This window comes from Dickeya oryzae, from assembly GCF_009372235.1.
Taxonomy (GTDB): Bacteria; Pseudomonadota; Gammaproteobacteria; order Enterobacterales; family Enterobacteriaceae; genus Dickeya; species Dickeya oryzae.
Genome location: NZ_ML762920.1, coordinates 965550 through 985340 on the forward strand (window position 1 = coordinate 965550; position 19791 = coordinate 985340).

Below are 19791 nucleotides of genomic sequence, written 5' to 3' on the forward strand. Positions count from 1 at the left end.
GTTGTCTCCCCTCTACGGTCGGTTACTCTGTCAGAGAGCCGGAACAGACGCAACGGGAAGCAAACGGGAAACAGAAAAACAAACGCCAGCCCTAAGGCTGGCGTTGGCAACCTACCCGACAAAGCCGGGCAGATCAGGCTGGATTATCAGGCGTAAACAGGGAAACGGCCGCAGATGTCCAGCACTTTCTGTTTGACGCGCTCAATAACAGCTTCGTCATTGATATTGTCCAGCACATCGCAAATCCAGCCAGCCAGTTCACGGACTTCCGCTTCTTTGAAGCCACGACGGGTTGCCGCTGGTGTACCAATACGGATACCGGAAGTCACGAACGGGCTCTTCGGATCGTTCGGCACGCTGTTTTTGTTGACGGTGATATTGGCACGACCCAGTGCAGCATCCGCCTCTTTACCGGTCAGATTCTTGCTGACCAGATCCAGCAGGAACAGGTGGTTGTCGGTACCGCCAGACACCACGTTGAAGCCGCGAGACAGGAACACTTCCACCATCGCTTTGGCGTTTTTCGCGACCTGCTGCTGGTAGGTCTTGAACTCTGGCTCCATCGCTTCTTTCAGCGCAACCGCTTTACCCGCGATAACATGCATCAGCGGGCCGCCCTGTCCGCCCGGGAACACGGCAGAGTTCAGTTTCTTGTACAGGTCTTCGTCGCCGCCTTTCGCCAGGATCAGGCCACCACGCGGGCCCGCCAGGGTTTTGTGCGTCGTGGTCGTCACGATGTGCGCATGCGGAACCGGGTTCGGGTAAACACCCGCCGCAACCAGACCCGCGACGTGCGCCATGTCGACGAACAGGTAAGCGCCGATGCTGTCAGCGATTTCACGCATTTTCGCCCAGTCCACAATACCGGAGTAAGCGGAGAAACCACCCACGATCATCTTCGGCTTGTGCGTGCGTGCCAGCTCAGCCATTTCGTCATAGTTGATCTTGCCGCTGTCATCAATGCCGTAAGGCACGACGTTATACAGCTTACCGGACAGGTTAACCGGGGAGCCGTGAGTCAGGTGTCCACCGTGCGCCAGGTTCATACCCAGAATGGTATCGCCCGGCTGCAGTAACGCGGTGTAGACAGCAAAGTTAGCCTGAGAACCTGAGTGCGGCTGAACGTTGGCATAATCAGCGCCGAACAGTTCTTTCGCGCGATCGATCGCCAGTTGTTCAACCACGTCGACGTATTCGCAACCGCCGTAGTAGCGTTTGCCCGGATACCCTTCGGCGTATTTGTTAGTCAGCTGAGACCCCTGGGCCTGCATGACGCGTGGACTGGTATAGTTTTCTGACGCAATCAGTTCAATGTGCTCTTCCTGACGCACCACTTCTTGCTGCATTGCTTGCCATAGCTCGGCATCATAATCGGCAATGTTCATTTCACGCTTTAACATCCGCATCTCCTGACTCAGCTAACGTGCTTCTTTATTAAAATCACCCCAGGGGGCCGTGGGTGCATAGTGTAAACCGTTTTGGACCGGGGATGATAGAGCTTGACAGAGGTTTTTACGCAAACGATTAGCTACAGGCTACACAAGGCTTCCCATCCTGCTGGGATTTATCGTTCTGGCTGACTTTTTCTCATTCGTCACCTGCATTTTTTTCATGCACACCATCGTCGCCCTTCCCTTTGCCCCCTTGCACCGAGGTATTTACAGGCAGAGCCCTTTGCAATAACATGCATTTTGAATGCAACTTAATAACAATAACGAAGGGGTTCACCATGCTGGATCAACAAACCATCGCCACCATTAAATCCACGATACCGTTACTGGTCGAAACTGGCCCGGCGTTAACCGCGCACTTTTACCAACGGATGTTTCAGCATAATCCGGAATTGAAAGATATCTTTAATATGAGCAATCAGCGTAATGGCGATCAGCGCGAAGCGTTATTCAATGCGATTTGTGCCTATGCGACACACATTGAAAACCTGCCTGCGCTGCTGCCTGCTGTCGAGCGAATCGCCCAGAAACATGCCAGCTTTACCATCCGTCCGGAGCAATATCAGATAGTAGGTACTCACCTGCTAGCCACGCTTGAAGAAATGCTAAAGCCGGGTCAGGCGGTATTGGATGCCTGGGGCAAAGCCTACAATGTACTGGCAGACGTCTTTATCCAGCGGGAAAGTGACATTTATCAGCACAGCGCCGAACAACACGGGGGATGGTATGGCACGCGACCGTTCCGTATCGTATCAAAACAGCCTCAGAGCAGCCTGATTACCAGCTTCACGCTGGAACCGGCGGATGGCGGCCCTATCGCTGCATACCGTCCGGGCCAGTATCTGGCGGTCTATATCCGTGATAAGCGCCTTGAACATCAGGAAATTCGTCAGTACTCACTAACGACTGAACCCAATGGACGCTACTACCGTATCGCGGTCAAACGTGAAGCCATGGGCAGTGTATCGGGTTACCTGCATGAGATAGCCCGTGAAGGTGACATCATTGAACTGGCTGCACCGCACGGCGATTTCTTTCTGGATGTTGCGCCATCAACACCGGTGGCGCTGATTTCCGCGGGGGTCGGCCAGACGCCGATGCTCGGCATGTTGCATAGTCTGAAACAGCAATACCATCAGGGTGACATCTTCTGGCTGCATGCGGCAGAAAACCCAGAAGTACACGCCTTCGCGGATGAAGTCGCCAACCTTGGTACGGCATTGCCGCAACTGCAATCCTATATCTGGTATCGGGAAACGCCACCACAAGCGACACCACACCCTGTAATTTTCCACGGCTTAATGGCGTTGCAGGACCTTCCCACATCACTGCCGGTGGCAGACCTACAGTGCTATTTATGCGGTCCGGTTGCTTTTATGCAATTTGCCGCCCGGCAATTGCTGGAAGCGGGAGTTACCGAATCACACATTCATTATGAATGTTTTGGTCCACACAAAGTGATATAGCTCACACCAACAATATTTTTACCTCTATTTTTACCTCTACAATGTCAGCAGGCCGATCATCCGGCCTGTTTTATTTTCTAAAAAAATACTGGAAGCGTGTTTCCAAATAAACTCATCACAGCTTTTTTGAGAACATTTTCAACTCCCTACTCGTCATACAAAAAAATAACGCGAGTTATCATTTTTTGCTTTATTCCCGAATAAAAAGAAAGCCATAGCAATCTATTCTAATCAGAGATAAAAAACACAATGTTACATTTAAAACAGTGTTTCATTATTTGTTTCAATTGAAAAATAAATAAATAGATCGTATTCATTGGCAGCCCTTCAGCGACATCAGCAACACATATTCATTATTGTTAATGCAGCAAAGTTAATAAATAGTGAAATTCATGACGTGATGTCCTTGCGGGCAATAAATAAAAAATGCCTTTCGATATATATGGAAAATTTTAATACTCAAACAAGCGTCAACTAAGGAAAATATGATGAACACATCATCAGGACGTTCTTTTACCCGCTCTTCAACCTATCTGCTGGCTACCCTGATAGCTGGCGTGATGACCTCTGGCGTGTCCGCCGCTGAGCTGATTAACAATAAAGCGTTGGAATCGGCCCCTTCTGTCGGCTGGGCGTCGCAAAACGGCGCGACCACTGGCGGGGCGGCCGCAAGCAGCAACAATATCTACATCGTCACGAATATCAGCGAATTCACTAGTGCATTGAGCGCTGGTACCGTTGCGAAGATTATCCAGATAAAAGGGACGATTGATATCAGCGGCGGTACACCTTACAAAGACTTTGCCGATCAAAAAGCCCGCAGCCAGATTATGATTCCCGCTAATACCACCGTTATCGGGATTGGTAGCGACGCAAAATTCCTCAACGGTTCGCTGATTATTGATGGCACCGACGGTACCAACAACGTCATCATTCGTAACGTCTATATTCAGACGCCGATTGATGTCGAGCCGCACTACGAAGCGGGTGATGGCTGGAATGCCGAGTGGGATGGCATGAATATCACCAATGGTGCGCACCACGTGTGGATTGATCACGTCACCATCACTGACGGCAGCTTCACTGATGACATGTACACCACCAAAGATGGCGAAACCTATGTGCAGCATGACGGCGCACTGGATATCAAACGTGGCTCCGACTACGTGACCATCTCCAACAGCCTTATCGATCAGCACGACAAAACCATGCTGATCGGCCATAGCGACACTAACTCCGCTCAGGACAAAGGTAAGCTACACGTCACCCTGTTTAATAACGTGTTCAACCGCGTCACCGAACGCGCTCCTCGCGTACGTTACGGCAGCATCCACAGTTTCAATAACGTTTTCAAAGGTGACGTAAAAGATCCGGTTTACCGCTACTTATACAGCTTTGGTATCGGTACCAGCGGCAGCGTGTTATCGGAAGGCAACAGCTTCACTATTGCGAATCTGAGCACCAGCAAAGCCTGTAAGATTGTGAAGAAATTCAACGGCTCCATTTTTTCCGATAACGGTTCCACACTAAACGGCAGTGCGGTTGATCTATCCGGTTGTGGTTTCAGCGCTTATACCAGTGCAATTCCTTACGTTTATACCGTTCAGCCAATGACTGCCGCACTGGCACAATCCATTACGGATAAAGCCGGCTCAGGCAAACTGTAATTTCTCTTTTCGTGTTTTCAACGGACTCGCGTTTTCAACGGCTGCATCAGCAGCCGTTTTTACACCACTTTTGCTTTTCATCGCTTATCCTGTCCTTCCACGCCGGTTAGACCAGCGTTATATCCCCCACTCACCAATACGCAATTTATTTAATCATACCCACACTAAACAGCGACAATCACCTAACCAACACATTGATATTATTTGAAATATAAAAATCGCGCACGTAACACAAGGTTACAAAGTCAGTCAATAGATTATTTTTTGTTAACAAAATCGATTGCCATCATCGTGAAACAGTTCACAAAACAGGCACTAAAAACACACGAATAGTCGCCAAACCAAAAGATGAAATGCTATTCCGTTTTCTGAGACACCGTTAATCCATAGATACCCCTGGAACATTCACAGCGTGAACAAGGAATAAGGAAAATCGTGATGAACAACTTATCTATGTCTTCTGTTTCGAGACAGAAAATAGCCGGACGTTCTGCCCTCCACACCACGAAAAACGCGTTAGCCGCCGTCATCGCCACTGCACTGATGGTATCCACCGCGTCTGCCGCCAGCCTGCAAACCACCAAAGCGACAGAAACCGCCTCTACCGGCTGGGCAACACAAAGCGGCGGTACAACCGGCGGCGCTAAAGCGTCATCGTCTAAAATCTATGCCGTGAAAAGTATCAGCGAATTTAAAGCGGCGTTAAATGGAAGCGATTCGTCACCCAAGATTATTCAGGTAACTGGCGCTATCGATATCAGCGGCGGCAAAGCCTATACCAGCTTTGACGACCAGAAAGCCCGCAGCCAGATCAGCATTCCGTCCAATACCACCATTATCGGTATCGGCAACAAAGGTAAATTCACCAACGGTTCGCTGGTTATCAAAGGCGTGAGCAACGTCATCCTGCGTAATCTGTATATCGAAACCCCGGTGGACGTCGCGCCACATTATGAAACTGGTGATGGCTGGAACGCCGAGTGGGATGCCGCCGTGATCGATAATTCGGATCACGTTTGGGTTGACCATGTGACCATCAGCGATGGCAGCTTTACCGATGACAAATACACCACTAAAAATGGTGAAAAATATGTCCAGCATGACGGGGCGCTGGATATCAAGAAAGGCTCTGACTACGTTACCGTTTCCAACAGTCGTTTCGAACTGCATGACAAAACCATTCTGATCGGCCACAGCGACAGCAACGGCTCACAGGATTCCGGCAAACTGCGCGTCACTTTCCACAACAACGTGTTTGACCGCGTCGGTGAACGAACGCCTCGGGTACGTTTCGGCAGCGTGCATGCTTACAACAACGTCTACATCGGCGACGTTAACCACAAAGCCTACCGTTATCAGTACAGCTTCGGCATCGGCACCGGCGGTAGCCTGCTGTCTGAATCCAACGCCTTTACTATTGATAATCTCAAAAAGATCAGTGGTCGCGATAAAGAATGCAGCGTGGTCAAAGCCTTTAACGGCAAGATCTTCTCCGATAAAGGCTCAATCATCAACGGTGCTGCGTACAATCTAAACGGTTGCAGTTTTGGTTTCAGCGCTTATACCGCTAAAATCCCCTACAAGTACTCAGCCCAGAGCATTACGACCAGTCTGGCAAACAGCATCAGCAGCAACGCGGGTTACGGCAAACTGTAATTCTCTACTCAATCATGGAGGCCACCACTCATCAGTGGCCTCTCAGTTTCTGCTCCGCTTCCCTATCTACCACCGCATTACCTCAGCAAGAATATCGTCCCTCTCACTCCAACATTTTTCAGTTCTGCAACAACGGTGTTTTGCACACGCCGGTCCGATTTTCACCATCAGCGCTGGCGGGTTCAGCCTGACATAAGCCCCTCATATCAATAAAATTATATTTAATAAAAATCGAATCTATTGTTAACCGCCGTCCTTACTACAGACAAAAACACCAAAGTATATCACTGAATTTAATAGAAAAATTAATTCAACATCTATTATCGAAAGTTACCGGTCTCGATCACATTTTAGACAAAATTAATAAGTCTCATAAAAAAAACGAGATTTTGATCTCAAAACATACAATCAAAAATGCTTAAAAATCCGCCTTGCCGAAAGACAAAATGGCATTTCATTTTTTAGCAAACAGTTTTTCGATTTTAAATAATGCACTTTGGATTAGCGCCTACAGCGCAAGGAAACGGTCTATGAATAACTCTCGTGTGTCTTCTGCAGGAAAAAAAAGTTTACTGGCAGCGATCATTGCTACTGCGATGGTGACTTCCGCTGCTCACGCCGCGGATTTGCAAACCAGCAAAGCGACCGAAGCCGCATCTAGCGGTTGGGCGACACAAAATGGCGGTACGACTGGTGGCGCTAAGGCGGCATCAGCCAAAATCTATGCAGTGAAAAGTATCAGCGAATTTAAAGCCGCGCTGAACGGCTCAGATTCCGACCCCAAAATCATTCAGATAACCGGCGCGATTGATATCAGCGGCGGCAAAGCCTACACCAGCTTTGACGACCAGAAAGCCCGCAGCCAGCTCAGCATTCCGTCCAATACCACCATTATCGGTATCGGCAGCAATGGTAAATTCACCAACGGTTCGCTGGTTATCAAGGGCGTAAAAAACGTTATCCTGCGTAACCTGTATATCGAAACGCCGGTAGACGTCGCACCGCATTATGAAACTGGTGATGGCTGGAACGCCGAGTGGGATGCATCCGTTATCGATAACTCAACCAACGTCTGGGTTGACCATGTCACTATCAGCGATGGCAGCTTCACCGACGACAAATACACCACCAAAAATGGCGAAACCTATGTACAGCATGACGGTGCACTGGATATCAAGAAAGGCTCTGACTACGTTACCGTTTCAAACAGCCGTTTCGAACTGCACGACAAAACCATTCTGATCGGCCACAGCGACAGCAACGGCGCACAGGACTCCGGCAAACTGCGCGTTACTTTCCACAACAACGTGTTTGACCGCGTAACCGAGCGTACTCCGCGTGTGCGCTTTGGTAGCATCCACGCTTACAACAACGTTTATCTGGGCGACGTGAAAGCTAAGGTTTACCGCTACCTGTATAGCTTTGGTCTGGGCACCAGCGGCAGCATTCTGTCTGAAGGTAACTACTTCAACATCTCTAATTTGAAATCAAATTGTGATGTAGTGAAATCGTTCAACAGCAAAGTGCTCTCTGACAATGGTTCACTGATCAATGGTGGCGCGGCCGGGTTAAACAACTGCAGCTTTACCACTTACAAACCCACTCTGCCGTACAAATATTCGGTTCAAAGCATGACAAGCAGCCTGGCTAACAGCATCACCAGCAGCGCAGGCTACGGCAAACTGTAATTCCCTTGCCAACAACAGCGGCCACTCCAGCGAGTGGCCGCTTACTGCATCAATCGCAGGCAGAAGAGGTCACCACCATGTTTACCACTACCTGGCAACGGACGCTTTTTCTCAGCTCGCTGCTTTGTTGTATGCCCTCTGCTTTTGTGCTGGCGACAGCCACCGCACCGGACACTCCACCTTCTTCCACGCAGCCGGTGTTAACTGTCACAACGCTTGCCCCCAACACGCTGATTAGCGGTCAGGTGATGTATCGTGACATACGTTTTCCAGCTACCTTGCTTATCAAAGACCAGCGTGGCGCAGAGCGCAGCCTGAAAACCGATATCCAGGGGCGGTTTTATGCCGATGTCTCTTCAATGATCACACCGCTACGCCTGTCCGCTATAGAAGCGGGCGGACAGAATTGCCTGACGAGTAATCAGCTTCGCGCCATTTGCCTGGGCGCACTGGTGCCTCAATTGCGTGACGGCCATGAAAATCGTATCAATATCAATCCGCTGACCGATCGTATTTTATCTGACATCGCTGCATCAGCTGGCTATATTGGCCCGCAGCAACTACTCAATGCCACCACGCTGTCCCCCTTGTCAGTCGCCTCCTGGGAAACCGCTTATCGTGAATTCCATACCGGGTTTGATGATGCACTGAAACAGGCGGGTATTGCCGCCCCCGCGCAGTTCGATCCATTAACCTATCCGAATCCCCTGACACCGGCTTTTACCAGGATCCTCCAGGTGACCAACCATGCCCGTAATTATCACAATGATAGCGGCGAGGCTGGTCACACGGTGCTGACCGATATCGGATTCCACCCGATTGTCGGGCTAAACGCCTCCGGCAGTTATGAACCCTTGGATCTCGCCAGTGCCAGCCAGCAGCGCAAAGCACTGGAACAGGCTCGCACCCGTATTTTCATTGTGAGCGATTCAACAGCGGCGACCTACGAGAAAGCGCGCTTTCCGCGCATGGGCTGGGGACAGGTGTTTGAACAACAACTGCGTCCAGACAGCCATGTCGCCGTCGTCAACGGTGCTCGTTCAGGACGCAGTTCGCGCGATTTTTATTACGAAGGGTGGTTCCGTCAGATGGAGCCATTCATGCGGCCAGGTGATTACCTGTTCATCGGTATGGGGCATAACGATCAAAACTGCGATAGCCAGAAAGCCGTTCGCGGAGCTGCCGATGTCGCCAACCTTTGCACCTATCCCAACAGTGCAGATGGCAAACCGCAATACCCACAGGGTAAACCGGATATGTCTTTCCAGATTTCGTTGGAACGCTACATCCGTTACGCACGGGCGCATCGTATGATACCGGTGTTGTTGACCCCGACAGCCCGCGTCAAAAACGCCGACGGAAAAAATGGAACACCGGCGATTCACAGCCATCTGACAAAACAGAACAAAGTGGGCGGTTATGCCTTTGTTGGCGATTACAGCCAGACCATCCGCGATACCGCCAGCAAGAACAAGGTACCGCTATTGGATGTCGAAACCGCAACACTGGCGCTGGCGAATCAGGGTGATGGACAGCAGTGGCAACAATACTGGCTGGCCGTCGATCCGGATCGCTACCCTTATTACCGTAATCAGGCTGGCAGCCTGACCCAACCCGATACCACCCATTTCCAGCAAAAAGGCGCGCAGGCGGTCGCGGCAATAGTCGCAGACCAGATCAAAGCGACCCCTTCACTACGGGAATTGGCAGGTAAGTTGAAGGCAACGGCTCAGTAATGCGGAGAAATCTCGTTTTAGGCAAAGCAACGTTTTATTGGATGTTATCTGTTCATAAAACATCTGGACTTCTGTTACCTACTACTTAAAGGAATATGTGTATGTTAAAAACGCTCTCTGGAACCCTTGCGCTGTCGTTGATGGTCGCCCTCAGCGTTCATCAGGCTCAGGCCGCCACCACCTACAATGCCGTGGTGTCGAAAACCGCCAGCGACGGCAAAACGTTTAAAACCATCGCCGATGCTATCGCCAGCGCACCGGCTGGCAGCTCGTCATTCGTCATTCTGATCAAAAATGGCGTCTATAACGAGCGCCTGACCATTACCCGTAATAACCTGCATCTGAAAGGGGAAAGCCGTAACGGCACCATTATCGCCGCAGCGATAGCCGCAGGAACGCTGAAGTCGGACGGCAGCAAATGGGGAACCGCAGGCAGCAGCACGGTGACCATCAGCGCCAAAGATTTCAGCGCCCAATCACTGACTATCCGCAACGACTTTGACTTCCCGGCCAACCAGGCCAAAAGTGACAGTGACAGCACTAAAATCAAGGATACTCAGGCCGTTGCGCTTTACGTGACCAAAAGCGGCGACCGCGCTTACTTCAACGATGTGAGCCTGGTCGGCTATCAGGACACGCTGTATGTATCTGGTGGACGCAGCTTCTTCTCTGACTGTCGAATCAGCGGCACCGTTGACTTTATCTTTGGCGACGGCACGGCTCTGTTCAATAACTGCGATCTGGTTTCACGCTATCGTGCCGATGTGAAAAGCGGCGTTTCTGGCTACCTGACCGCGCCCAGCACCAACATCAACCAGAAGTATGGTCTGGTGATCACCAACAGCCGCGTAATTAAAGAAAGCGACTCGGTTCCAGCGCAGAGCTATGGGTTGGGGCGTCCCTGGCATCCGACAACGACCTTCTCTGATGGACGTTACGCGGACCCGAACGCCATTGGACAGACGGTATTCCTGAATACCAGTATGGATAACCATATTTACGGCTGGGACAAGATGTCTGGCAAAAATAAAGACGGTAATACCATCTGGTTCTATCCGGAAGACTCGCGTTTCTTCGAGTACAAGTCTTATGGTGCCGGAGCGGTAAAAAGCTCAGCTCGTCGGCAGTTGACCGACGCGCAGGCAGCAGAGTACACCCAAAGCAAAGTCCTGGGTGACTGGACGCCAACACTCCCCTGACCGATTACCGTGTTGCTGATAACAAACAGCCAGCCGATAACGGCTGGCTGTTTTACTTTCGATGTGCCAAAAGTAACCGGTCAGATAGCGGTTTCATCCTCTTCACCGGTACGAATACGGATCACGCGGGCGACATCAAATACAAAGATCTTGCCATCACCGATCTTACCGGTCTGTGCCGTATTCATGATCGTTTCCACACAAGTATCCACGATATCGTCAGACACCACGATCTCGATTTTTACTTTCGGCAGAAAGTCCACCATGTATTCGGCACCGCGGTACAGTTCAGTATGGCCTTTCTGGCGCCCGAATCCTTTTACTTCTGTTACGGTCATCCCGGTGATACCAACTTCAGCTAACGCCTCGCGTACATCATCCAGTTTGAACGGTTTAATAATCGCATCAATTTTTTTCATGGTGAAATCCTAATCATCACTATGTAGCGGCAAGAGCCAGCACGGCGAAATCATGATCGGCCATGCAATTCACAATAACTTAACACTATTCTTTAAAATCGTTGGCGTCCAGTTCGTGCCGTGCCAACAATTTGTAAAATTCGGTACGGTTACGCCCGGCCATACGTGCGGCCTGCGTGACGTTGCCTTTCGCAATTTGCAGCAATTTTCGCAGATAATTAAGCTCAAATTGGTTACGCGCTTCAGCAAACGTAGGTAACGCCGTATTTTCCCCTTCCAGCGCCTGTTCTACCAGTGCATCACCAATGACCGGCGCACTGGTCAGCGCGACGCATTGCTCAATGACATTGACCAGTTGCCGCACATTGCCAGGCCAACTGGCCGCCATCAAGCGTTTCATGGCATCGGTCGAAAAGCTGCGCACAAAAGGCTTATGCCGGGTCGCGGCTTCACGCAGCAAATGGTTCGCCAACAATGGAATATCTTCTGCGCGTTCATTCAATGCCGGAAGCTTGAGATTCACCACATTGAGGCGGTAGTAAAGATCTTCACGGAACTCGCCTTTTTCCATCGCCTTGGGCAAATCACGATGCGTAGCGGAGATGATCCGCACATTGATATCCTGATCCCGGTTACTCCCCAGCGGCCTGACCTTGCGCTCTTGCAATACACGTAGCAGCTTCACCTGCAGTGCCAGCGGCATATCACCAATTTCATCCAGAAACAGCGTCCCGCCTTCCGCAGCCTGAAATAGCCCCTCGCGCTGGCTGACTGCACCGGTGAAAGCGCCTCTGGCATGGCCGAACAATTCAGATTCCAGCAGAGGTTCCGGTAACGCACCGCAGTTGATGGCGATAAATGGCCGTCCCGCACGCGGACTGGCGGCATGAATCGCCTGTGCCAGAACTTCTTTCCCCGTACCACTCTGGCCGTTAATCAGCACGCTGACATCTGACTGTGCCACCATTTTGGCCTGTTCGAGCAGACGTTGCATAATTGGGCTGCGAGTCACCACCGCGGCGCGCCAGCTTTCGTCGCTGGTCGGCGGTGAAAGCTTGAGTGCATCATCAATCGCTTTATACAGCGCATCACGATCGACCGGTTTCGTCAGAAAGCTGAACACCCCTTGCTGTGTTGCCGCCACCGCTTCAGGAATAGACCCGTGAGCAGTTAAAATGATCACTGGCATGCCCGGCTGATTCTTCTGAATTTCAGCAAACAACGCCAATCCATCCATTTCATCCATGCGCAAGTCACTGATCACCAGATCAATTTTTTCCCGCAGCAGCAATCGCAGCGCTTCCTGACCACTGGTTGCCGTAATCACGGTAAATCCTTCACTGGTCAGGCGCATCCCCAGTAATTTCAACAGACTGGGGTCATCGTCTACCAACAGCAGGGTGGCGGATTTTCTGGTGGTCATTCGCTTTTCATTCCTTTTTTCGCCACAGCCGGCGGTGCTTCACTCTCAGCGTTTTTCCCCCGACGGCTTTCACCATCAGGCAAATCCCCCTGTGTCGGCTTACGCGATGACAGTTGGCGTTCAATATCGGTCAAATTTTCCAGCTTACGTGTCGTAGTTTCCAGTTGTGACTGTAATTGCGTCTGCTGCTCGTGCATCGCTTCCAGCTGTTTATCGCTGTTTTCCTGCGCACGCTGAAAACGCTGACGCTCATCCGCCAGGGTCAATATCAAATTCTGTTTATCCAGCCAGACCTGAAACAGCGGCAATAACGTCAGCGGCACATTCAACCGCTGACGATTCAGTTGTTCAATAATCTGTTGACGTTCTTGCAGGGTGGTTTCGGCATTGTCCAGCAAGATGGCCTGACGGAATAACCCACTCCAGTCATTTTCACCGACCAGCAGCGTCTGTTGCCGGGCCTGCATCGGCGTCATACGTGAGGCACATTCCATGACGCGCAACCAGTACAGCGCATTATTCATCGCCTCGGTGTTGTGAAGCTGCCACACCTGCTCACATGACATGGTACGATAGTCTGCAACTTGTGCTTTAGGCGGGCTGACGATCTCAGCCTCTCGCCGACCAACAGGTGGGTTATCACTGTCCTGAGCACAACCAGCAAGCAAAAACAGCAAGGGTAAACCGGACAGCAGTTTTTTCAGCGCGGCAATCACCTCCAGGCCGGGTAACAACACCACCAGGCTTCGTAACGGCAGAAGGCTCAACAACCGTGCAATCATGGTTAATTCTCAGTGTTTAATGGTAATTCAATACGAAAACAGACATCGGCATACTCCACCGCCACCAGATTCAGTTCACCCTGCATACGGCGGATACAATCCTGCGCAATGCTTAACCCCAGACCACTGCCTTTTACCGCACCTTTACGCTGGTGGGTTCCCTGATAAAAAGGTTCAAAGATCATACTTTTGTCTGATTCAGGAATGGGAGTACCGCTGTTAGCGACGTCAATCTGAACCCGGTTCTCTATCTGGCGGCTGCGGATCCAAATGTTACCGGATTCCTGACCATAGTGCACCGCATTGGAATAGAGATTATCCATCACCCGCATCAACAATGTCGTTTCCGCCCGACACGTCTTCGCATTCAATTCGACATGCGTTTGCATCAGCTTGCTGCGAGCCGGTAGACTATGCGCGGCAACCACCATATTAACGATATCGTTGACATCTACCTGCTCCAGCCCAGCCGGTGCATCCGCCAGTTTACGGTTATAGTCGAGCAATTGTTCGATCAGTTGCTGCAAGTGGCGGCTGCTATTATCCAGAATCGCGACCACCTCTTTCTGGTCGTCCGTCAGTGTGCCTACCACTTCATCAGCCAATAACGCCGCGCCTTCACGCAGACTCGCCAGAGGCGTTTTTAGCTCATGGGACAAATGACGCAAAAACTCATGACGTTGCGCTTCAAGCCAGGAAAGGCGCTCGCTTAACCAAATGATCCGCTGTGCCAGAGAGCGAATTTCCGTCGGCCCCCTAAAATTGACGAGCTGACCGAGTGGACGCCCTTCCCCCAGCCGATTAATCATGCTCTCGACGCCTTTTACCGGCCCGATGATCATCCGGGTAAACAGCACCACCAACAGCACACTGACCAGAAACAACACCAGTGCCTGCCAGCCGAAGAAACGGCCACGCTCAGCAATATCCTGCTGTAACTGCTGCCCCCGTGAGAAAATGACTTCACGTGTGGCTTGTACCATCTGAGCATTGGTGCGAGAGAAGTTATCCAGTACGGTAATAGACGCGGCTGCCGGGCCGTTGTTCTGACAACGGATATCGGTCAGTTCCGTCAGGTATTGCCGCAGGTTTTGATAATAAGAAGGGTCAGGCAAAATCGGCGCATGCACGTCCAGCATCTGAGAATACTGCTTACGCTGATTTTGATACAGCTGCGACAAGGTCTGATCACCCAGCACACAGAACTGACGATAACTGCGCTCCATGCTGATAGCCGTACTGGTCATGGCTTCGCTGCGCCGTGCATCTGCCAGTGTGGTGCTATTGATCCCCGCCGCCTGTTCACTGAGGTGATCCAAACTCTCATAGGCCTGATAAGCCAATACCAGCAACGGCAACAACACCAGCAGAAATGCCATGATGACCAATTGCCGCAAAGAGCGTGGGAAAAAACGCCAACGTTTCAACGAAATCATATCGTTACCTGCGAAAGTACACCGTCTGATACCTCGCCCGCCATTGTACGCGTTATCAGTATCAGCTCAAATGCAGACCATCAATATCTTGGGAAGATGGCCGCAATCATGCCATGTAACCTTGCAACATGCGGTAGCCAGAAAGGAACGAACGCGCCATAGGCGCAGGGAGTGACACGGTGACGTCGCCCTAAAAACAAAACCCGGTCACACAATAACTGTCTGACCGGGTCTCTTCTCTGAATAGGCGGTGCCTCACTCAACGTGTCGCCCGATGTGTGATAAAGCCCAAAGGCAGTTATCAATAATGTGGACGATAGGCACCTTATCTTTTGGCATCATTCCGGGTGTTATGAGCATGTCTGTTAGATCGGCATCATAACCAGTTGAATGAGCAGCGCACCCATTATGCACTCATCGTGCCAGTTATCAACAAAAATTATCAATCAATTGAAATTAAAGGAAAAATAAAAATAATACAGCGAAGATATTAAAAATGCGGTCTGAACTGTTCTCGCTATTCTCCCGCTACTCAGTGAAATCAGGCCTTTTTGTCGCTAAAAAAAGACACCCTAATGCCCATTAAAAATAACACTTTAGAATCAATAAAATAAATGTCACCTTTTGGAGACAGACTATCATACTGTTGTCGCTGATTTGAGACAAAAAGAACCCACAACCTAACTGGGGGTTTTCTATAGACAAAAAAGAAAGGGGCCAAAGCCCCTTTCTTATAACAGAGATGTGAACACATCACCCCAACTGGCGGCGAGCATTACGGAACATACGCATCCACGGGCTATCTTCGCCCCACTCTTCCGGGTGCCATGAGTTACTCACGGTGCGGAACACGCGTTCCGGGTGTGGCATCATCACCGTGGCACGCCCGCTCACGCTGGTCACCGCCGTGATACCATTCGGCGATCCGTTCGGGTTAGCCGGGTAATCTTCCGTTGCCTGACCATAATTATTCACGTAGCGCAGTGCCACCAACTGATGCTGTTCCAGTGCAGACAGCTGGCTGTCGTCACGGACTTCTACACGACCTTCGCCATGCGACACAGCGATCGGCATACGGGAACCCGCCATATCCTGCAGGAACAGTGATGGGCTGCTGGTCACTTCCACCAGGCTGAAACGTGCTTCAAACCGGTCAGATTTATTACGAACAAAACGCGGCCAGTGCTCTGCCCCTGGTATCAACTCACGCAGGTTGGACATCATCTGACAACCGTTACAAACCCCCAGCGCCAGCGTTTGCGGACGCAGGAAGAATGCGGCGAACTCATCACGCACCCGATCGTTGAATAGAATGGATTTCGCCCAGCCTTCACCTGCCCCCAACACATCACCGTAAGAGAAGCCGCCACACGCAACAAGCGCCTGGAAGTCTTGCAGATTACGGCGACCAGCCAGCAGATCACTCATATGAATATCAATGGCATCAAACCCAGCGCGATGGAACGCTGCCGCCATTTCTACATGCGAGTTGACACCTTGCTCACGCAAGACCGCCACTTTGGGACGCGCCTGACGGCTGATAAATGGTGCGGCGATGTCTTCACGCAGGTCGAAAGTCAGTGCGACATTCAGCCCTGGATCGTTGTCATCAGATTTCGCATGGTGCTCCTGATCCGCGCACTGTGGGTTATCACGCAGGCGCTGCATTTGCCAGGTCGTCTCTGCCCACCAGTTACGCAGCGTAGTGCGGCTTTCGTGATACACCACCTCGTTGCCACTGTGGATGATGAAGTGGTTACCTGCTTGTGCCTGCCCCAGATAGTGCACGCACTCTGCCAGACCCTGCTCAGCCAACACCTGTTCAACTTCGGCACGGCGAGAAGCCTCTATCTGGATAACAGCGCCCAGCTCTTCGTTGAACAGCACGGCCAACGCATCTTCACCCATAGAACTGATGTCGGCTTTAACGCCACAATGACCGGCAAACGCCATTTCAGCCAACGTGACCAGCAAACCGCCGTCTGAACGGTCGTGGTATGCCAGCAGTGCCTTGTTCGCCACCAATGCCTGCATTGCATTGAAGAAGCCAGCCAACTGTGCCGGATTACGCACATCCGCCGTTTTACGACCCAGTTGACGATAAACCTGAGCCAGCGCTGTTGCGCCCAATGCGTGATGTCCGCCACCCAGGTCGATCATCAGCAGTACGTTGTCTTTGTCGGTACGCAACTGCGGTGTAACGGTATGGCGTACATCTTCTACGCGGGCAAACGCAGAAATCACCAGCGATAACGGTGCAGTTACCGATTTATCTTCGCCATTTTCCTGCCAGCGGGTTTTCATCGACATGGAGTCTTTACCCACCGGAATCGTCAACCCCAGCGCCGGACAGAGTTCTTCACCAACAGCCTTCACCGCCTCGTATAAACCAGCGTCTTCACCCGGATGCCCAGCCGCAGCCATCCAGTTGGCAGACAATTTCACACGCTTCAGGTCGCCAATATGTGTCGCGGCGATGTTAGTCAGCGCTTCACCGACCGCCAGACGTGCCGATGCGGCAAAGTTACGCAATGCCACCGGCGCGCGTTCGCCAATTGACATCGCTTCGCCGTAATAGCTATCCAGGCTGGCGGTTGTCACGGCGCAATCTGCCACCGGTACCTGCCACGGCCCAACCATTTGGTCACGCGCCACCATCCCGGTCACCGTACGGTCACCGATGGTAATAAGGAAGGTTTTCTCCGCCACCGCAGGCAAGTGCAGCACGCGTTCAACCGCTTCCGCCAGATAAATGCCTTCGCGATTCAGTGGGGTGCCTTCAACGTCTTTACGCTCGACATCACGCAGCATTTTCGGCGTTTTGCCCAGCAGTACGTCCAGCGGCATGTCGATCGGCTTATTGTTGAAGTGGCGATCGCTGAGTGTCAGGTGCTGTTCTTCCGTCGCTTCACCAATGACGGCATAAGGCGCGCGTTCACGACGGCATATCTCATCGAACAGCGCCAGTTGTTCCGGTGCTACTGCCAGCACGTAACGTTCCTGTGATTCGTTGCACCAGACTTCCAGCGGGCTCATCCCAGGTTCATCATTCAGGATATCGCGCAGTTCGAAACGACCGCCGCGTCCACCGTCGCTGACCAGTTCCGGCATGGCGTTGGACAGGCCACCAGCACCGACGTCATGGATAAACAGGATCGGGTTTTGCTCGCCAAGCTGCCAGCAGCGATCGATAACCTCCTGACAACGGCGCTCCATTTCCGGGTTATCACGTTGCACCGAGGCAAAATCCAGATCCGCGTCAGACTGGCCTGATGCCATAGACGATGCAGCACCGCCCCCCAGGCCGATATTCATCGCAGGCCCGCCCAGCACAATCAACTTGGCGCCAATGCTAATTTCGCCTTTCTTGACATGTTCCGCACGGATGTTGCCGATCCCACCTGCCAGCATGATAGGTTTGTGATAACCACGTACTTCAACGCCGTTATGACTGTCTACCGCTTCTTCATAGGTACGGAAATAGCCGGTCAATGCCGGACGGCCAAATTCATTATTAAAGGCCGCGCCACCCAGTGGGCCATCGGTCATGATATCCAGCGCGCTGACGATACGGTCCGGCTTACCGAAATCCTGCTCCCACGGCTGAACAAAACCGGGGATACGCAGGTTAGATACCGAGAACCCGACCAGACCGGCTTTCGGTTTCGCGCCTCGCCCAGTAGCGCCTTCATCACGGATTTCACCGCCGGAGCCAGTCGCAGCACCCGGCCACGGTGAAATAGCCGTCGGATGGTTATGGGTTTCCACTTTCATCAGGATATGTGCGTCTTCCTGATGGTAGGCATAAGCGCCTTGTGGATCAGGGAAGAAACGGCCTACCGCCGACCCTTCCATCACTGCCGCATTGTCCTTATAGGCAGACAACACATAGTCCGGTGTATGCTCAAAGGTGTTTTTGATCATCTTGAACAGCGACTTCGGCTGTGTTTCACCGTTGATGACCCAATCGGCATTGAAGATTTTATGGCGGCAGTGCTCAGAATTCGCCTGAGCAAACATATAGAGTTCGATATCGGTTGGATTGCGCCCCAGTTTAGTAAAGGCTTCCAGCAGATAATCCATTTCGTCATCAGCCAGCGCCAGCCCCAAACGCAGGTTGGCCTCTTCCAGAGCCGGACGGCCCTGCAGCAGAATTTCGACTCGCTTAAGCGCGGTCGGCTGGTGCTGAGAGAACAGCAGGTTAGCCTGTTGCAGGTCGTCAAAGACGCTTTCCATCATGCGGTCATGGAGCAGTGCCGCCAGTTCTTTCCACTGGGCATCACTTAATGTCGGTGCATGAATGTAAAACGCCAGGCCACGTTCCAGACGACGAATTTTTTGCAGGCCGCAATTGTGCGCAATGTCGGTAGCCTTGGAAGACCAGGGAGAAATGGTGCCCGGACGCGGGGTCACCAGAATCAGCCGCCCGGTAGGCTCATGCTCAGCGAGAGAAGGCCCGTATTTCAGCAGGCGGCTCAGTCGTGACTGTTCTTCATGGTTTAGCGGAGCGTTCACATCGGCGAAGTGGACGTATTCGGCATAAATGTCGCTAACGGGCAGTTGGTATTCCTTGCACCGGGCCAACAGTTTATTGATACGGAAAGCCGATAAGGCCGGTGAACCACGCAGTATTTCCATCATCTAAATTTCTCTCGTCTTCGAGGCACCGGAGACAGTGCGTCAGGGCGCTACAGGGGGGAAACGCGGGCTATTATAGAGAATAGTGACGCGTGACGAAACCGTTTGCGTAGCGATTGTTAAACATTGCAGAGGTTCTGTGGTCAAACAATAGACAAACGAATAACAGTTGCACACTGGCGGTTTGTTAAGCAAAATGCCCCCCGACTCTGGGACAGACGTAATAAGAA

General features: G+C 51.6%; 12 protein-coding genes. 6 read left to right on the top strand and 6 right to left on the bottom strand.

Going from position 1 to position 19791, the window contains the following annotated elements; genetic code table 11:
- Nucleotides 1-146: 146 nt before the first annotated feature.
- The gene (gene glyA, locus FAZ14_RS04285; protein ID WP_012885725.1) at nt 147-1400 is read right to left on the bottom strand and encodes a serine hydroxymethyltransferase; all 1254 of its coding nucleotides are present in this window, start codon (nt 1398-1400) and stop codon (nt 147-149) included.
- 329 nt (nt 1401-1729) lie between these two features.
- Here glyA and hmpA point away from each other — a divergent pair, with 329 nt between their 5' ends.
- The 6 genes from hmpA (at nt 1730) to pemA (ending at nt 10863) form a co-directional block, all read left to right on the top strand.
- A complete protein-coding gene (hmpA, locus tag FAZ14_RS04290; RefSeq protein WP_153508089.1) occupies nt 1730-2917 on the top strand; it encodes an NO-inducible flavohemoprotein in 1188 nt (395 codons plus the stop codon).
- A 485-nt stretch (nt 2918-3402) separates the two neighbouring features.
- Nucleotides 3403-4584, top strand: a complete 1182-nt coding sequence (pelA, locus tag FAZ14_RS04295) for a pectate lyase PelA (protein ID WP_338084598.1) — start codon at nt 3403-3405, stop codon at nt 4582-4584.
- Between the two features lie 438 nt (nt 4585-5022).
- Nucleotides 5023-6240, top strand: a complete 1218-nt coding sequence (gene pelE2 / locus FAZ14_RS04300; protein ID WP_016941819.1) for a pectate lyase PelE2 — start codon at nt 5023-5025, stop codon at nt 6238-6240.
- Nucleotides 6241-6770: 530 nt separating this feature from the next.
- On the top strand, nt 6771-7928 hold the full coding sequence (locus FAZ14_RS04305; protein ID WP_016941818.1) for a polysaccharide lyase: 1158 nt from the start codon (nt 6771-6773) through the stop codon (nt 7926-7928).
- A gap of 77 nt (nt 7929-8005) precedes the next feature.
- Entirely contained in the window at nt 8006-9664 is a 1659-nt protein-coding gene (gene paeY, locus FAZ14_RS04310; RefSeq protein ID WP_016941817.1) for a pectin acetylesterase PaeY, read from the top strand.
- Nucleotides 9665-9765: 101 nt separating this feature from the next.
- On the top strand, nt 9766-10863 hold the full coding sequence (pemA, locus tag FAZ14_RS04315) for a pectinesterase PemA (RefSeq protein WP_038926546.1): 1098 nt from the start codon (nt 9766-9768) through the stop codon (nt 10861-10863).
- 80 nt (nt 10864-10943) lie between these two features.
- On the opposite strand, the gene glnB is transcribed toward pemA, so the two are convergent.
- The 5 genes from glnB to purL all read right to left on the bottom strand — a co-directional run bounded on the left by glnB (nt 10944) and on the right by purL (nt 19564).
- The gene (gene glnB / locus FAZ14_RS04320) at nt 10944-11282 is read right to left on the bottom strand and encodes a nitrogen regulatory protein P-II (protein WP_012768836.1); all 339 of its coding nucleotides are present in this window, start codon (nt 11280-11282) and stop codon (nt 10944-10946) included.
- A gap of 85 nt (nt 11283-11367) precedes the next feature.
- Nucleotides 11368-12705: a two-component system response regulator GlrR gene (gene glrR, locus FAZ14_RS04325; RefSeq protein ID WP_012885733.1), complete on the bottom strand. Its 1338-nt coding sequence runs from the start codon at nt 12703-12705 to the stop codon at nt 11368-11370.
- Entirely contained in the window at nt 12702-13487 is a 786-nt protein-coding gene (gene qseG / locus FAZ14_RS04330) for a two-component system QseEF-associated lipoprotein QseG (protein WP_016941815.1), read from the bottom strand. Before qseG ends, glrR begins: the two co-directional genes overlap by 4 nt.
- Before the next feature lie 2 nt (nt 13488-13489).
- On the bottom strand, nt 13490-14923 hold the full coding sequence (locus FAZ14_RS04335) for a sensor histidine kinase (protein WP_153508091.1): 1434 nt from the start codon (nt 14921-14923) through the stop codon (nt 13490-13492).
- 753 nt (nt 14924-15676) lie between these two features.
- Nucleotides 15677-19564, bottom strand: coding sequence for a phosphoribosylformylglycinamidine synthase (gene purL / locus FAZ14_RS04340; protein ID WP_016941813.1), 3888 nt, complete (start codon nt 19562-19564; stop codon nt 15677-15679).
- Nucleotides 19565-19791: the final 227 nt, after the last annotated feature.

What these genes read in the sequence shown, in the direction of transcription:
- glnB (WP_012768836.1), bottom strand. Translation starts at nt 11,282, where the DNA reads ATGAAAAAAATTGATGCGATTATTAAACCGTTCAAACTGGATGATGTA.
- paeY (WP_016941817.1), top strand. Translation starts at nt 8,006, where the DNA reads ATGTTTACCACTACCTGGCAACGGACGCTTTTTCTCAGCTCGCTGCTT.
- hmpA (WP_153508089.1), top strand. Translation starts at nt 1,730, where the DNA reads ATGCTGGATCAACAAACCATCGCCACCATTAAATCCACGATACCGTTA.
- qseG (WP_016941815.1), bottom strand. Translation starts at nt 13,487, where the DNA reads ATGATTGCACGGTTGTTGAGCCTTCTGCCGTTACGAAGCCTGGTGGTG.
- pelE2 (WP_016941819.1), top strand. Translation starts at nt 5,023, where the DNA reads ATGAACAACTTATCTATGTCTTCTGTTTCGAGACAGAAAATAGCCGGA.
- glyA (WP_012885725.1), bottom strand. Translation starts at nt 1,400, where the DNA reads ATGTTAAAGCGTGAAATGAACATTGCCGATTATGATGCCGAGCTATGG.
- FAZ14_RS04305 (WP_016941818.1), top strand. Translation starts at nt 6,771, where the DNA reads ATGAATAACTCTCGTGTGTCTTCTGCAGGAAAAAAAAGTTTACTGGCA.
- glrR (WP_012885733.1), bottom strand. Translation starts at nt 12,705, where the DNA reads ATGACCACCAGAAAATCCGCCACCCTGCTGTTGGTAGACGATGACCCC.
- FAZ14_RS04335 (WP_153508091.1), bottom strand. Translation starts at nt 14,923, where the DNA reads ATGATTTCGTTGAAACGTTGGCGTTTTTTCCCACGCTCTTTGCGGCAA.
- pelA (WP_338084598.1), top strand. Translation starts at nt 3,403, where the DNA reads ATGATGAACACATCATCAGGACGTTCTTTTACCCGCTCTTCAACCTAT.
- pemA (WP_038926546.1), top strand. Translation starts at nt 9,766, where the DNA reads ATGTTAAAAACGCTCTCTGGAACCCTTGCGCTGTCGTTGATGGTCGCC.
- purL (WP_016941813.1), bottom strand. Translation starts at nt 19,564, where the DNA reads ATGATGGAAATACTGCGTGGTTCACCGGCCTTATCGGCTTTCCGTATC.